Genomic DNA, 16,269 nt, shown 5'->3' with positions numbered 1-16,269 from the left:
ACCATCCAGTATACCTGTTTTCCTGGAAAACTCAAATAAAAAAATCCACCCACGCCCGGAAGCAGTCTCACCAGAGACCTCCAAGTCATGGATGAATTTTTATTTTCTACCAAATATGTAGTTTGTTACATTATTTTTTCAGGCAAGCTCAGCAAATCTTATAAAGATATTTACGAAACTGCCTCTTTTGTAAACGTCTCAATCAACTCTTTGGCATCATCATATCCCTGGCCTTCCAGTTCTTTCTGATACCACTCGTCCACGCCGTCTACGGCCTGTTTGAACGAATCGATGTCCATATCCTCATAATTGGTAATGGCTACACCATTCTCATTCTGCCAGCGGTTCATGATTTCATCATCACCGGCGCGGTTAATCTCACGCTCGTACTGTGTTGCCAGACGACCGCACTCATCGATCACTTCCTGCTGCTCCGGTGTCATACTGTCATAAATGTCTCCGTTAATACAGAAGAACAGACAATCATAAATTGCATTCCACATCGAGCAGTACGGCTGTACTTCCTGTACGCTGGCTGCATCGATAGCAGGAAGTGGATTTTCCTGGCCTTCTACGGTTTTCTGCTGCAGGGCCGTGTAGGTCTCGGACCAGTTCATGTTGGTGGCATCGGCGCCCCAGCGTTTGTAGCACTCCATCAGCAGGTTGCTTCCTGCGACACGGATTTTCAGGTTCTTCATATCATCGACGGTTTTTACTTCCTGCTTGCTGTTGGTCAGCTGACGGAAACCGTTCTCGGCGATTCCCATGCAGTGCAGGCCGTACTCATCAAGGATCTCTTTCAATTTTTCGCCTGCCTCGCCGTCCAGTTTTGCATCCGCATCTTCTACGGAATCAAACAGGAACGGAAGGGATACGACGTTAAATCTCGGATCAAATGCAGAGTAAATCAGGTTGCTGTGCATTGAAATCTGTACCGGATCTCCATCGATCAGTGCCTGGATACCTTCGGACTGGTTTCCGTTGGTCAGCTGGTCTGCGGCATATACGTTGACTTTGATCTTGCCGCCGGTTGCTTTTTCGATCAGCTCACCGAACTTCCGGCCGCCTTCTGCCCAGGTACTGGTTTCTGTCGTGGAGCAGGTGAAGTTCCAGGTCTGCTCCGGCCAGTCGAGATCGCTTCTGTCTTCTACATCGTAGGTGCTTGCAGAAGATGTATCTTTCTTTGTAAAGGCTTCAATCAGATCTTTGGCATCGTCATAGCCCTGGCTTTCCAGTTCGTTCTGATACCAGGCATCTACACCGTCTACCGCCTGTTTAAAGGAATCGATGTCCATATCTTCGTATTTTGTGATCTTGACACCGTTCTCGTTCTGCCAGCGGTTCATGATCTCATCGTCACCGGCACGGTTGATCGCACGTTCGTAATCGACGGCTTTCTGTCCGGCCTCATCGACAACTTTCTGCTGCTCCGGGGTCAGATTGTTATAGATGTCTCCGTTAATGCAGAAGAACAGGCAGTCATAAATTGCATTCCACATGGAGCAGTACGGCTGTACTTCCTGTACGCTGGCTGCATCGATAGCCGGAAGCGGATTCTCCTGGCCTTCTACGGTTTTCTGCTGCAGGGCGGTGTAGGTCTCAGACCAGTTCATGTTGGTCGCATCGGCACCCCAGCGTTTGTAGCACTCCATCAGCAGGTTACTTCCTGCTACACGGATTTTCAGGTTCTTCATATCATCGACGGTTTTTACTTCCTGCTTGCTGTTGGTCAGCTGACGGAAACCGTTCTCGGCGATTCCCATGCAGTGCAGGCCGTACTCATCGAGGATTGCTTTTAATTTTTCGCCTGCCTCGCCGTCCAGTTTGGCATCCGCATCTTCTACGGAATCAAACAGGAACGGAAGAGATACGACGTTAAATCTCGGGTCAAATGCAGAGTAAATCAGGTTGCTGTGCATCGAAATCTGTACCGGATCTCCGTTCATCAGTGCCTGGATTCCCTCGGACTGGTTTCCGTTGGTCAGCTGGTCTGCAGCGTATACATTGACTTTGATCTTGCCGCCGGTTGCTTTTTCCATGAGCTCGCCGAACTTGCGTCCGCCTTCTGCCCAGGTACTGTTCTCGGTGGTGGAGCAGGTAAAGTTCCAGGTCTGCTCTTCCCATCCAAGGTCACTGTAATCAGCGATATCATTGTAATCCTCATTGCCGGAGGAATTTCCTGCTGTGCTGCCATCCGCACCATCGCCACTGGAAGTATCGGAATTCGTTGCTGCAGCTACCGTTCCGGTATAAGCTCCGTCTTTTGCCAGTGCTTTTGGAAGGAACGTGGAAATCTGCGGAACATACGTAATCAGAAGCAGAACTGCTACCGATGCTGCGATCATTGGCATAACGGCTTTGGAAATCTGCTGAATGGTAACTTCCATTCCTTTTTTCAGTTTTACGGAAATGGCGACAAACAGGTTGACACCGACCGGCGGAGTTACCTGTCCGATGGCCAGGTTGACCGTTGCCACGATACCGAATGCTATCAGGTCATAGCCAAGGGCTTTGCAGACCGGAAGCATAATCGGGATGAAAATATACATGGCAGAGTTTGCATCGATAAAGCATCCTGCAATCAGGAAAATGATATTGACAATCAGAAGGAATACAAACTGGTTATGAGCAACGCTTCCAAGAAGATCCGACGCTGCCTGCGCAATACCAAACTTTGTGCAGACAAAGGAGAACAGAGAAGCACTTGCGACGATCAGCATAATTCCACCGGTTGTTTTGGCAGAATCTACCATCAGATCCCACAGGTCTTTCAGTTTGATCTCTTTATAAATAAAGATTCCGACAAACAGACCGTATACAACGGAAACGGCAGCTGCCTCGGTCGGGGTGAAAATACTTCCATAGATACCGCCAAGGATGATGACCGGCATTAAGAATCCCCAGAAAGCATCTTTAAAAGCATCCCATCTTTCTTTGGCTGTTGCTTTTTTCTGGGTCGGCTGAATGTTGTGTTTCTTTGCCTCCAGAAGAACAACGATGACAAGGGCCACACCCATCAGAATACCAGGAACGATACCTGCTGTGAACATATCGGCGATGGATACGCCTGTGATGGATGCATAAACAACGAATGCAATACTCGGCGGTATGACGATCGCAATCGAACTTGACGTCGCCATCAGGGCCGTGGAAAACGGAGCAGAAAATCCGCCTCGCTCAATCATGGCAGGGATCAGAACCATACCAAGTGCTGCTACGGTTGCCGGACCGGAACCGGAAATCGCGCCAAAGAAGCAGGCTACGATAACGCATACGATCGCGATACCGCCCTTTTTATGGCCGACGCAGGTGTCGACGAAACGAATCAGTCGTTTGGAAATGCCCGCTTTTGCCATAATGTTTCCGGACAGTACAAAGAACGGAATGGCAAGGAGCAAAAATTTACTGATACCGGAATACATATTGGTTGCTACGATGGTCAGGGATGTACCGGAGTACAGGATCGCGCAGATCGAAGACAGACCAAGGCAGATGCCAATCGGGATACCAAGGATCAGAAAAACAAAGAATGAAAGAAAAAGAATTGCACTGATCATTTTTTCTGTCCCTCCTCTTTTGCTTTTACGAATGTATCCATCAGATATTCGATCATGTGCAGCGTCATGCAGGCTGCGCCGATCGGTACGAAAGACCAGAAAACCCATTCCGGCCAGTTTAAAACGAACGTTCTCTTTCCGTTGGCAAGCTGGGTCAGTACCTTGTCCATGCCGTATTTAAACAGAACTACGGTAAAGGCAACACTAAATGCTGTGTTGACAACCAGCAGGATTCTTCTCGCCTTCGCAGAAAGACGGTCCGGCAGCAAAGAAAGATTGACCAGTTCTCCGTCACGGGCAGCAAGCGCTGCTGCGAGAAGTGTAATCAGGACAAATACCGCAACGACAAGCTCTTCGGTAAATGACCAGGACTGATGCAGTACCTTACGGGAAAGAACGTTTCCCACCGTAAGCACAACAATCAGGATCGTGGACAGCACGAGAACCAGTTTCTCAACAAACGCCAGTCCATTCATGATTTTTTTGTACACTTTCATATGTTTCCTCCCTTTTCCCGCTGTCAGGTACAATGTTCCAGCAGGATCTATTCTTTGCCAGGCTGTATTACCGGGGTGAATTTGCAGCTGACAAACAAAAAAATCCGCCCCTCAACGAGGGACGGAACTGTTCTTTTCCCGCAACCACCCTTGTCTCTTCTTTGAAACAAGCACGAATACAACGCACAAGCATACGCGGTTTCTGTAACGGGAAACTCCCGTGAAAACCTACTGGAATTCCGGCACATAGTACGATACACGGCCGATTCGTTGGGCTTTCCTTCTCCAAGATGATTTTCAATCCAGATTCGTTGCTGTCTCGCACCTTTCCGGCAGCTCTCTGAAAACGATTTGTCTGCATTTACTTTTTCTTTTCTCAGAATTTGCTTTTACACGACTGGAGCAATTTTAACGCGATTTTTGTTGATTGTCAAGAATTGACTGGAAAAATTTGTCGTTTTTTTGAAAAACCGCATTTTTTTCGGTTTTGGACCTTTTTCTTGCATCTTTTCCATATCTTTTATATAATAATCTGCGGTATCCGAAATATGCAGCCTGATTTTTCATCTCGATCTTCCAACATCAGTCCTGCTTATTCATGAAAGGATGATTTTTTGTAAAAAAAACTGATTTCCTTTTTTCAAAAAGATGCAGTGCTTACCGTCTCTTTTTTTCTTGCAGTGCTTTCCTGCTTTTTCTGTCCTCCCGGTCCACAGTATCTTGGCTATCTGGATTTTCATACTCTGATCCTGCTGTTCTGTCTGATGCTGATTGTCGCGGGTCTGCGGGAATGTGGCGTATTTGACTGGCTTGGCACCAGTCTTCTCCGGCATGTAAACTCAGAACGGATGGTTGCTCTGCTTCTGATTTCCCTGTGCTTTTTCTGCAGCATGCTGATTACCAATGATGTCGCTCTGATTACCTTTGTTCCGTTTGGCATTCTGCTTCTGCGAATGTGCCATATGGAGCAGAAAAAAATACTTCTTGTCACCTTTATGACCATGGCTGCAAACCTTGGCAGTATGTTTACTCCTATCGGCAATCCGCAGAACCTTTATCTGTATTCGCTTTCCGGACTTTCCCTTTTGCATTTTCTGCTTATGATGCTGCCTTATACTCTGGGTGCTGCAGTTCTTTTTCTGATCTGCATTTTTCTGTTTTTCTCCGGAAAGAAAATTTCCGTTTCCCTGGAGAAAAAAGCGATTACTCATCCGCGGCAAATCGCAGTTTTTGCAGCTCTTTTTTTCTGCTGTATTCTTACGGTTGCCAAACTTCTCCCGCATAGTATTCTGCTTCTGATCACGATTGCCGGGATCTGCCTGGTGAACCGCAGCCTTTACCGCAGAGCAGACTACTCTCTTTTGTTCACTTTTGTGTTTTTCTTTCTTTTTATTGGAAACATGAAACAAATGGCAGCGCTTCGTATTTATCTGGAACAGATGATTACCGGACACGAACGGCTTCTTTCCGTCCTCACAAGCCAGATCATCAGCAATGTTCCTGCCGCCATGCTGCTTTCCGGATATACAAAAGAAATCCCGGAACTGATTGTAGGAACCAACCTCGGCGGCCTCGGGACTTTAATTGCATCTATGGCAAGCCTGATCTCCTATCGCCAGATTACGGCCGCAGACGCTTCCTGCCGCAAAAAATATATCCTGGTTTTTACTGTTTTCAATCTTGTTTTTCTTGCTATTTTGTATCAGATACGCTAAAATAAAAAGAAGATCCGGCTGTACGGGTCTTTTTTCACGGCATTTTATACCGTCTCATGATTACTGTACTTAGCATTTTATATTGAAAAAGAAAGGGTTTCATTTATGAAGATAGATCTCAGAAACGTTCCGGATGCCGAGGTTTCCGGTATTGATCTTGCAAATATTGACATTACTGTTCCGGCGCCGGAGACAGAACCGCAGCGTCAGTATTACTTTATGGCACTTTTAAAACAGCAGCTCGTACCGGAGCGTGCAAAACAAAACGGAAAAGAGTATCTGACTGCCTGCATCACAACCTTCGGCTGCCAGATGAACGCCCGAGATTCCGAAAAGCTGGAGGGAATTCTGGAAACCGTCGGCTACCACATTGTGGAGACCGAAGATGCCGATTTTGTTGTTTACAACACCTGTACCGTCCGTGAAAACGCAAATCTGCGTGTCTACGGTCGCCTTGGACAGCTTGGCAAGTACAAAAAGAAAAATCCGGGCATGATTATTTCCCTCTGCGGATGCATGATGCAGGAGCCGCTTGTTGTCGAAAAACTCAAAAAAAGCTACCATTTCGTCAACCTGATTTTCGGAACGCATAATATCTACCGCTTTGCCGAGTATCTTGTCCGCTGCATGACAGAGGACCGCATGGTGATCGATATCTGGAAAGATACCGACAAAATCGTGGAAAATCTCCCGGTTGACCGCAAATATCCGTTCAAGTCGGGTGTTAATATTATGTTCGGCTGCAATAACTTCTGCAGCTACTGTATCGTACCGTATGTGCGCGGCCGCGAACGCAGCCGGAAGCCGGAGGAAATCATCGCAGAGATCAAACGCCTCGTTGCAGACGGCGTTGTTGAAATCATGCTGCTTGGTCAGAATGTCAATTCCTACGGAAAGAATCTCGAGGAGCCGATGACGTTTGCACAGCTTCTGCGCAAGGCAAATCAGATTGAAGGGCTGAAACGCATCCGTTTCATGACCTCACATCCGAAGGATCTCTCGGAAGAACTGATCGATGCAATGCGCGACTGCGAGAAGGTCTGCCTCCATCTTCATCTTCCGCTCCAGTCCGGAAGCAGCCGTATCTTAAAACTGATGAACCGCCGTTATACCAAAGAGCAGTATCTTGACCTGGTAGACCGAATCCGCGCAAAAGTGCCGGATATTTCTCTGACAACAGATATTATCGTTGGTTTCCCTGGTGAGACCGAAGAAGATTTTCTGGAAACACTGGATGTGGTCCGCCGCGTTCGTTACGACAGCGCGTTTACCTTCCAGTATTCCAGAAGAACCGGAACACCGGCAGCTGCCATGGAAGACCAGATCCCGGCGGATGTTGTAAAAGACCGTTTTGACCGTCTTCTTGCCGAGGTCCAGGAAATTTCCCGCGAGGTAACCGCAAGACATCTTCATACCGTACAGGAAGTTCTGGTGGAAAGTATTAATGAGCAGGACGCTTCTCTTGTCACCGGCCGTATGAGCAACAATACGCTGGTTCATTTCCCGGGAGATGCTTCGATGATCGGAACGCTGCAGAACGTTTCCCTGGACGAATGCCGCGGCTTCTACTATATGGGAACGCTTGTTTAACCAAAAGACCCTGCCCGCACAGTTTTTCAGTCTTTGAAAAGACTATGTTACAAAGCTGTGCAGGCAGGGTTTTTACATATAACTTCTCCTTTTATCCTCTCACATCTGGAGTTTTCCCGGAGAGCCGCCTCTGATAAAAAAAGTAGGTAATCATAAGCATAACTCCAGCTCCGACCCATGCGGAAATTTCTGCGAATGCCACTCCGCGGAACGCAAGGCGCGGTTCTAAAAGCAGCACAACCATGACGCGCATGGCAACCTCCACAATCCCGGACACCATCGGCAGAACTGTTTTTCCCATTCCCTGGCAGGCGTTTCGGAAGACAAACAGCCCGCCAAGGGCGAACAGGGCAACTCCGGTAACCGGCAGAAAGATACAGGTATAGGAAATGACTGTCGCATCATTCAGCATCAGGGATGCCAGAAACTTCGGGCAGAAAATTTCCAGTGCTGCAAAAGGAAGATTGACAAGGACAGAAAGCACGACACCTGCCCTGACTCCCTGTTTGATCCGGTCGTATTTTCCGGCTCCATAATTTTGTCCTGTAAAAGTCAGAAGTGCAAGTCCAAGTGTTATACCCGGCTGCTCGAACAGACCGCACACCTTCATACATGCAGCATAAGCCGCGACATAAGCCGTTCCCATCTGATTGACAAAAACCTGAAGGACCATACCGCCCACCGCAGTTACAGAATTCATCACAGCTACCGGCAGGCCTTTTCCAACGAGTGCGCCAAGAAGTACACCATCTGCCCTCCAGTCTGTTTTCCGCGGAAGCAGTTCTGCGGCGCGCCGGATATATACCAGACAGTAAAGGGCAGAAACCACCTGCGCCAGAACCGTTGCAAGCGCCGCTCCAAACACGCCCATGCCAAACGGAAATACAAATAGAAGATCCAGCACAATATTGACCACCGACGAAACGATCATAGAAGCCAGCGGCACTTTACTGTTTCCGACGGACCGGAGCAGCGTCATGGCAAAGTTATTAAAAATGGTAACGGTACTGCCCGCCAGAATGGTTCCAAAATAAACCAGAGTGTCTGTCATCATATCCTCCGGTGTCTGGAGAAAGACAAACAGACGGCGCATCCAAAACAGACTGCCCACCGTAATTACAATTCCAATGGCAAGGCAGATATAAACCGACATCGCAATTTCTTTCCGCAGTTTTTCGATATCATTCGCTCCAAAGGAGTGGGAAATACAGATCCCAAGTCCTCCGGTAAGCCCCATGGCAAGCGAGAATCAAAAAATGTACCGAACTGGTATTTCCAACCGCTGCCAGGGCCACATCTCCGATCCCCTTTCCAACGACCATGGAATCCACAAAGCTGTAAAGCTGCTGAAAAAGATTTCCGATCAGAATCGGCAGGAAAAACTGAAAAATCAGCTTCATGCTGTTGCCCTGCGTCATATCATTTGTTGTTTTTTGCATGATGATAATCTTGTAACCTTTCCTTTCTTCATTCCTTCTTGCAAATCATATAAAATCACTATATACTAAAAGAAGTTTGTTTCCATCCACAGTCAGTATGGAACATCCACTACGAACGAAAAGTGAGACATCTATGAATAACTTATATGAATATATCGACCCCATCGCCTCTCCTTATGAGGCTTTTCTTTTTGACAGCACGCGGGACTCCCTTCCGATTCCTGCTCACTGGCACTATTATGTAGAACTTCTCTACGTTCTGAAAGGAGAAATTGAGGTTTCCCTTGATAATGTGACATCCATCGGAACGGAAGGATCCGTGATCCTTTTTCCGCCCAAATGCGTTCATTCCATCGCGCTTGCAAAAGGGTCTGTTCCGGTGCAGTATGATGTGATTAAATTTGACCCCAATCTTCTGCCCACCTGCAAGACGGATGAGCTGGATCTGCGTTCGATTCTGCACGGCCTCCACACGTTCCGCTGCCCCTGTATTTTTTCTCCGGAGCAGGTACGGAAAATGGACCTTTTTCCTCTTTTTTCGGATATTCTTAAGGAATACCGGGATAAAGAGCTTGGCTATTCCATGATTCTTACAGCGGATCTTCGGAAAATCATCAGCCGTTTTGTACGGAATTGGCAGAAAAGCGGGACTTCTTTTCCGTCTCCCGGCGTGCATCCTTCCTACGAAATCAGTTTTGACCTGATTTCCGAATACATTGATTCCCATTATTTTGAAGAACTGACCGTAGAGAAACTTGCCGCCATGTGCAACATGTCGCACTCCACATTTTCCATGAATTTTTACCGCCGCTACAATATGACCTGCAAAGAATATATTACGGCAACCAGAATCAATGCGGCAGAAAACATGCTGCTTTTTTCCAGTCACGATGTTTCTTTTATTGCCAGAGAAGTCGGCTATCCGGACTGCAGCTATTTCATCCGGTGTTATAAAAAAATAAAAGGAATCACACCGAAACAGGCCAGAAAAATGCAGGCAAGAAAAAAATAAATAACGTTATTTTGCAGAAAAGGGCACGCATTCATTTTGCGTGCCCTTTTTCCATGCCTTATCGTTCTGCTGTCTCGTATACGCTTCGTACGCGGTATGCGCCCGATACGCCGGTTCCCTTGGCGGTAAAGTCTGCGGTCGGCAGAATACGGAAGGTCTTTGTTCCTGCTTCCATATCAACGAAGTTATCGTCCAGGCGAAGCACACCGTTTTCGGTCTCTACGCTGACAGATTTTGCGAAGTTCTCTGCCGTTACAGTTACGGTATCGCCGTCTACCGATACAGAAAGTTTCGGATCTGCGAAATGGTAATGCTTCGGTGCACAGAACAGCGTCGATCCGGAAGATACGACGTTTCCATCGACAACCAGCTCATACGTCAGATGAACTTCCAGCGGATCCTGACCGTTGAAATCAAGATGCGGCATCCACTGTCCGCCGTAGGCCGGTGCGTTGACCTCGAAGGTTCCCTCTTTGACTACGGAAGAATCCGGACGGCGCAGAGACCATTTTACGGTTCCAACAATCGGCTCACCCGTCTCATTCGCAACGTGAAGGTCTGCACTGACATCGATTGGATGCGGCAGGGTGTTGACAAACGGTTTCTGATCGATCTCTCCATGCTCCTCACAGGAAAGCAGAATCGGTGCGAACATCTTCTTCTCTGCGTACTGCAGGGCTTTCCAGTTTCCGTAGTAATCGACGCTTGCCCAGGATGCTACCGGCCAGATATCGTTCAGCTGCCATACAACAGCACCCATGCAGGTACCACGGAAGCGGCGGAAATGCTCTACGCCGTAACGGATGGCATCTGCCTGAAGAAGCTGTGAGCAGTAAAGAAGCTCATCGAAATTCTTCGGATACAGATAGGTCTGTGAGATATAGTTCAGGATCTTTCCGTTGGCAGCCGTATTTCTCTGGTGCATTTCCATGACGCGTGAGAAGATGTTGCGGTCGCCGTCTTCCGTAAACCGTTTTACAGTCTGCAGGGACGGGAAGGACTGGAATCCGAACTCGGACAGGAAACGGTAATGGTGGGAACGATAAGCGGTAAACGGCTCGCTTCCGTGCCATACGCCCCAGTAATGGGTATCGCCGACATTTTCCGCATTGCTGTTTTCGTAATTTCCACCTGAAGACGGGGATGACGGCCAGTAGAATTTCTCCGGATCCTCTTCTTTGACGATTTTCGGAATGATGTACTCATACAGATGGATATAATCGTAATACTGTTTCTTGGATTTCGGCCATGCCAGCATTTCATACTGTGTCTCCATCTCATTGTTTCCGCACCACAGAGCAATGCTTGCATGAGAACGAAGTCTGCGTACATTCTGACGGATTTCTGTGGAGATATTCTCCTCAAAATGATCTGACAGCTCATAGGAAGCGCAGGCAAACATGAAGTCATGCCAGATCAGAAGTCCTCTCTCATCGCAGACATCATAGAAGAAGTCATCGAGGAAGTATCCGCCGCCCCATATACGCAGGGAATTGAAGTTTGCTTCCTGTGCAGATTTTAACAGCAGATCGGTACGTTCTCTCGTCTGGCGGGTTAAAATATTATCCTCCGGAATGTAATCCGCGCCCATCGCGAAAATCTGCAGTCCGTTGATTTCATATGCAAAGTTGCGGCCTTTTACCGTCTTTGCTGCTTTATCGGTGATAATTACTTTCTTCTCACCGTTTGTCATAACCATGTTGTCGCCGTCGTCGTAATCTGGTGCCTGTCCGGTCATGTGCTCATCATAAACTTCATCTTCCATCGGATCGGTATTGACCGTGATGGTGCGAAGACCCATTTTTTTCTCCCAGGTATCCAGGGTATCCTCTGCAACAAGCGCTACCTTTACCTGATACAGTGCCTGTGCGCCGTAACCGTTCGGCCACCACAGCTCCGGATTTTCTACGGTAAGAGAAGCCTGTACATGGTTGCTGCGAAGCTCACACGTAAGACCAGTCAGATTCTTTGCCGGTGCTGAATGGGTCAGCGGATCGATGCTGCCGCTTTCTGCGGTCAGAACGGTTTTTCCATCCGGAGAAGTAACCGTCATGACAATTTTTACATTTCCGTTGGTAACTCCCGGCATCCACTCGATCTCAGCATCTGCCGTCAGGCGAACAGAATCAACAACGTTTCCGTGAACCGTTTTTCCGGTTACGTGATGCTCCTGGCCTACAAATACCTGCGCCAGACGGGCTGTTTTTACTGCGAGAACGGAAGCTTCACGGAACAGTCCTGCATCTGGAAGACGCGGGCCCCAGTCCCAGCCGTACATGCACGCTGCTTTACGGATATGCGGGAATCCCGGCATTGCATCGGAGGATCCGCCAACCGGGCATTTTGTATCTTCTTCCGCAATGAATTTGGTCGGGGAATGCAGAATCACTTTTACCTGATATACGGTATCGGCTGCATCACCTGCAACAAGATCGGTAATATCGTACTCCCAGACACGGTTCATGTTGTCTGCGGAGCCGATTTTCTCTCCGTTCAAATAAACATCCGCGATCGTATCAATTCCGTCGAAATGTAAAAACAGGCGGTCCGCTTTTCTGTCTTCCTCTCCGATCACGATTTCTGTCTCGTATGCGAAATCGTTCTCCATCAGTTTCAGTGCGTCGAGTTCATTGTCACGATAAAACGGATCCGGGATCAGACCTTTTTCCAGAAGTGTGCCGTAAACGGTAGACGGAACCTTTGTCTCAATTGGAGTCTCCGGAATATCGTAAACATTTTTTCCAAGGACCGTTAAGGTCCAGTTGTCTTTCAGACATATTGTATGCATTACAGTATGTCCCCCTTTCTTACATAGTTTCTGCTTCTTCGCGTAGTTTCACCACGCTTTTTCCTTCTTCCTATCTTACTTCTTTTGTACAGAAAATGGTACAAAAAAGCTCTTGAAAAATAGGAAAAATCTCCAAATGCACAAAAATTTTCGCAAAAACAGGAAAACAGTGAGACAAATTCTCAATCATCACTTTGACAGATTTGGAAAATGTGATAGAATAAAAACGTTGGCATCCCATTAAAAATGTCGACATTATTTTCGAAAAGAAAGATGAGGAAAAAACTATGATACCAGAAAGATTAGCTGCTCTCCGCGAAAAAAATGAGAGCATACGGCGTGGACGCTTATCTGGTTCCGACCGCCGATTATCATGAATCCGAATATGTAGGAACTTACTTTAAAGCAAGAACGTATATTACCGGTTTTACCGGTTCTGCCGGAACTGCTGTGATTACGCAGGACGAAGCGTGCCTCTGGACCGATGGCCGCTACTTCGTACAGGCAGCCAAAGAACTTGCCGGAACCGGCGTTACCTTAATGAAAATGGGCCAGGAAGGCGTTCCGACGGTAGAGGAATACCTGGCGGCAAATACAAAAGAGGGCATGACCATTGGTTTTGACGGCCGCGTTGTCAATGAAATGCTCGGCGAAGCACTGGAGAAAACACTTCCGGAGCGTTTTCTTTCCTATCGAAGCGACCTGATCGGTGAGATCTGGTCGGACCGCCCGGCACTTTCCGCAGAACCCGTGTGGATCCTTGATGCAAAATATACCGGTGAATCCGCTGCGGAGCGTCTTGCAAAAGTACGCGAAAAGATGAAAGAGAACGGTGCCGAAGTGCATATTCTGACTGCACTGGATGATATCGCCTGGATGCTGAATATCCGTGGAAACGATATTCCATGCAACCCGGTTGTTCTCTCCTATCTCGTACTGACAGAAACCGAGAGTCATCTGTTCATTCAGGAAGAAACCTTAAATGAGAAAGTAAAACAGTATCTTGCTGATCTTGGCATTTCCCTTCATCCATACGATGCTGTTTATGATTTTGTTTCCGGCATCACAGGAAAAACCATTCTTCTGGAAAAAGCCAAAGTCAACTACACGATCTGCCAGAGTGTCATGGGCAGCAATACGATTGTCAATGTCATGAACCCGGCTTCTTCTTTAAAAGCAGTCAAAACACCGGTTGAGATGGAAAACATCCGAAAAGCCCACATCAAAGACGGCGTTGCCGTTACCCGTTTCGTATACTGGTTAAAGAAGAATATCGGTAAGATCCCAATGGATGAGGTTTCCGTTGCTGAAAAACTGGAATCCTTCCGGAAGGAGCAGGAAGGCTTTATTGAGCCAAGTTTCGGAACGATTTCCGCTTACGGCCCGAATGCTGCTATGTGCCATTATCAGGCAACGAAAGACAATTTCTCTGTTCTGCAGCCAAAAGGCATGTACCTAGTGGACTCCGGCGGACAGTATTATGAGGGAACGACCGATATTACCAGAACAATCGTAGTTGGACCGCTGACCGAGGAAGAAAAAGAACATTTCACCATCACTGCGATGGGAACCCTTCGTCTTGGAAATGCAAAATTCCTCCACGGCTGCATCGGTATCAACCTTGATTACCTTGCAAGACAGGCATTCTGGGAGAGAGGTCTTGACTTCAATCACGGAACCGGCCACGGTGTCGGTTATCTTTTAAATGTACATGAGCGTCCAAACGGTTTCCGCTGGAAAATGGTTCCGGAGCGGATGGAAAACGCCGTTCTTGAGGAGGGCATGCTTACTTCCGATGAACCGGGTATCTATATCGAAGGAAGCCACGGCATCCGTACTGAGAACCTGATGCTCTGCCGCAAAGCAGAAAAGAACATGTACGGCCAGTTCATGTGCTTTGAGTTCGTTACCATGGTTCCGATCGATCTTGACGGTATTGACACACAGTATATGACCGAAAAAGATGTGGAACTGCTGAACAACTACCACAAAGAAGTATATGAAAAGATTTCTCCTTATCTAGAAGGAGACGAAAAAGAGTGGCTGAAAGAAGCCACCCGCCCGATTTCCAAATAAGATGCAAAAACGCTGTTCTGTGTTTTGATGATACAGAACAGCGTTTTTTATTATAATACTTTCGATAAAAACTCTTTGAGCCGGGGATGCTGCGGATTTGCGAAGAACTCCTGCGGCGTATTCTCCTCCTGAATATTTCCCTCGTTGATAAAGATCACGCGGGTTGCCACTTCTCTTGCAAAACCCATTTCATGCGTTACGACAACCATCGTCATGCCTGATTCAGCAAGTTCCTTCATAATTTCAAGAACCTCCCCTACCATTTCCGGGTCGAGTGCGGAGGTCGGCTCGTCAAACAGCATGACATCCGGGTTCATCGCAAGGGCGCGTGCAATGGCGATTCGCTGTTTCTGACCGCCGGAAAGGCTTCCCGGGTAAGCATCTGCTTTATCCGGCAGTCCAACGCGGTTTAAGAGCTCCAACGCTTTTTTCGCTGCTTCTTCCGGTGTCATCAGCTTTAATGTCACCGGGGCGAGCATGATATTTTCCTTGACGGTTTTATGCGGAAACAGGTTGAACTGCTGAAATACCATTCCAATTCTCTGTCGTACATGGTCGATATCGGTTTCCGGCGCCGTGATGTCAACGCCCTCGAAATAAATTTTTCCGCCGGTTGGAATTTCCAGACGGTTTAAGGAACGCAGAAAGGTCGATTTTCCGGAACCGGAAGGACCGATGACAGCGACAACCTCTCCCTGATGGATCTCTGTACTGATCCCGTCCAGAACCTTATTATCCTCGAAGCTCTTCTGCAGATTTTCAACTTTGATTAATACTTTTTCATTAGTGGTCACTCTTACGCAGTCTCCTTTCCAGTTTTCCCATGAAATAGGTCAGAATCATAACAAGAATCAGATAAAAGATCGCTGCGGAAAGAAGCGGAACCAGTGCATCGTACGTACGGCTCTGTACCAGGGTCGCTGCCTTTGTAATATCAATGGTTCCGATATAGCCGATGATGGCAGTCTCTTTTAACAGCACGATCATCTCATTAATCAGCGCCGGAAGAACATTTTTAAACGCCTGCGGAATGATGATGAGACGCATGGTCTGTGCAGAATTTAAGCCAAGGCTTCGTCCTGCTTCCGTCTGTCCTTTGTCCACAGACATAATTCCGGAACGGAAAATCTCAGCAACGTATGCACCGGAATTGATACCAAATGCGATTCCGCCGATCACGATATTGTTCAGGTTTACGGTTGCAAAAATAACCGAATAGAAAAACAGGATCTGAATCATGGACGGCGTTCCGCGGATGATCGTCAGATAGACGCGCGCAACGATGTTCAGAAGTTTTAATTTACCGGTCTGCTCGTGTGTCGAGCGGATCAGTGCGATAAGAAGTCCGAGCACAACACCGATGCACAGCGCAAGCACCGTGACAAGCAGTGTCGTCTTCAGACCGGTCAGCCACCATTCTGTAGCACCATTGTCTACAAAGTAGCGGTTGAACTGATGATGTAAATTTTCCATATGACACATCTCTCCTTTGTGTTTTTAACTGCGGGATCTGCAACCGGCAGTTTCCTTACAGCGCAATCGAAAAACGAACGGCCGCGCCTTTTGTCTGGCGGACAGCCGCTCGTTTCTATCCC

General features: G+C 47.6%; 8 protein-coding genes, 2 pseudogenes and 1 other annotated feature. Of the genes and pseudogenes, 4 read left to right on the top strand and 6 right to left on the bottom strand.

Annotation, left to right across the window (positions count from 1 at the left end; genetic code table 11):
• Window positions 1-170: 170 nt before the first annotated feature.
• Entirely contained in the window at window positions 171-3,557 is a 3,387-nt protein-coding gene (locus tag DXA93_RS09205) for a TRAP transporter large permease subunit (protein ID WP_118594486.1), read from the bottom strand.
• Window positions 3,554-4,054 (bottom strand): TRAP transporter small permease, encoded by a 501-nt coding sequence (locus DXA93_RS09200; RefSeq protein WP_118594487.1) that lies wholly within the window; start codon window positions 4,052-4,054, stop codon window positions 3,554-3,556. Before DXA93_RS09200 ends, DXA93_RS09205 begins: the two co-directional genes overlap by 4 nt.
• Window positions 4,055-4,168: 114 nt before the next feature.
• Window positions 4,169-4,441, bottom strand: a binding site (T-box leader).
• Window positions 4,442-4,707: 266 nt separating this feature from the next.
• On the opposite strand from DXA93_RS09200, the gene DXA93_RS09195 reads away from it, so the two are divergent.
• Together DXA93_RS09195 and miaB are read left to right on the top strand one after the other, a co-directional pair.
• Complete coding sequence (locus tag DXA93_RS09195) at window positions 4,708-5,769, top strand: SLC13 family permease (protein ID WP_256372642.1); 1,062 nt, start codon at window positions 4,708-4,710, stop codon at window positions 5,767-5,769.
• Window positions 5,770-5,874: 105 nt separating this feature from the next.
• Window positions 5,875-7,359, top strand: a complete 1,485-nt coding sequence (miaB, locus tag DXA93_RS09190; protein WP_118594489.1) for a tRNA (N6-isopentenyl adenosine(37)-C2)-methylthiotransferase MiaB — start codon at window positions 5,875-5,877, stop codon at window positions 7,357-7,359.
• Between the two features lie 91 nt (window positions 7,360-7,450).
• Here the strand turns inward: miaB and DXA93_RS09185 are convergent.
• A pseudogene (locus tag DXA93_RS09185) lies at window positions 7,451-8,681 on the bottom strand (MATE family efflux transporter).
• A 250-nt stretch (window positions 8,682-8,931) separates the two neighbouring features.
• Between DXA93_RS09185 and DXA93_RS09175 the strand changes: the two are divergent.
• Window positions 8,932-9,810, top strand: a complete 879-nt coding sequence (locus tag DXA93_RS09175) for an AraC family transcriptional regulator (RefSeq protein ID WP_158583284.1) — start codon at window positions 8,932-8,934, stop codon at window positions 9,808-9,810.
• A gap of 58 nt (window positions 9,811-9,868) precedes the next feature.
• Here the strand turns inward: DXA93_RS09175 and DXA93_RS09170 are convergent, their stop codons facing one another.
• Entirely contained in the window at window positions 9,869-12,598 is a 2,730-nt protein-coding gene (locus DXA93_RS09170; RefSeq protein WP_118594490.1) for a beta-mannosidase, read from the bottom strand.
• 287 nt (window positions 12,599-12,885) lie between these two features.
• Here DXA93_RS09170 and DXA93_RS09165 point away from each other — a divergent pair.
• Window positions 12,886-14,674: pseudogene (locus DXA93_RS09165) on the top strand (aminopeptidase P family protein).
• Between the two features lie 50 nt (window positions 14,675-14,724).
• On the opposite strand, the gene DXA93_RS09160 reads toward DXA93_RS09165, so the two are convergent.
• Together DXA93_RS09160 and DXA93_RS09155 are read right to left on the bottom strand one after the other, a co-directional pair.
• Entirely contained in the window at window positions 14,725-15,468 is a 744-nt protein-coding gene (locus tag DXA93_RS09160; protein WP_118594491.1) for an amino acid ABC transporter ATP-binding protein, read from the bottom strand.
• Window positions 15,458-16,147: an amino acid ABC transporter permease gene (locus tag DXA93_RS09155; protein ID WP_117762276.1), complete on the bottom strand. Its 690-nt coding sequence runs from the start codon at window positions 16,145-16,147 to the stop codon at window positions 15,458-15,460. Before DXA93_RS09155 ends, DXA93_RS09160 begins: the two co-directional genes overlap by 11 nt.
• Window positions 16,148-16,269: the final 122 nt, after the last annotated feature.

The sequence above is a fragment of the Blautia sp. OF09-25XD genome (assembly GCF_003482095.1).
Lineage (GTDB): Bacteria > Bacillota > Clostridia > Lachnospirales > Lachnospiraceae > Fusicatenibacter > Fusicatenibacter saccharivorans.
Note: the sequence above shows the minus strand (reverse complement) of the source record. Positions and strands in the feature narration are given on the sequence as shown.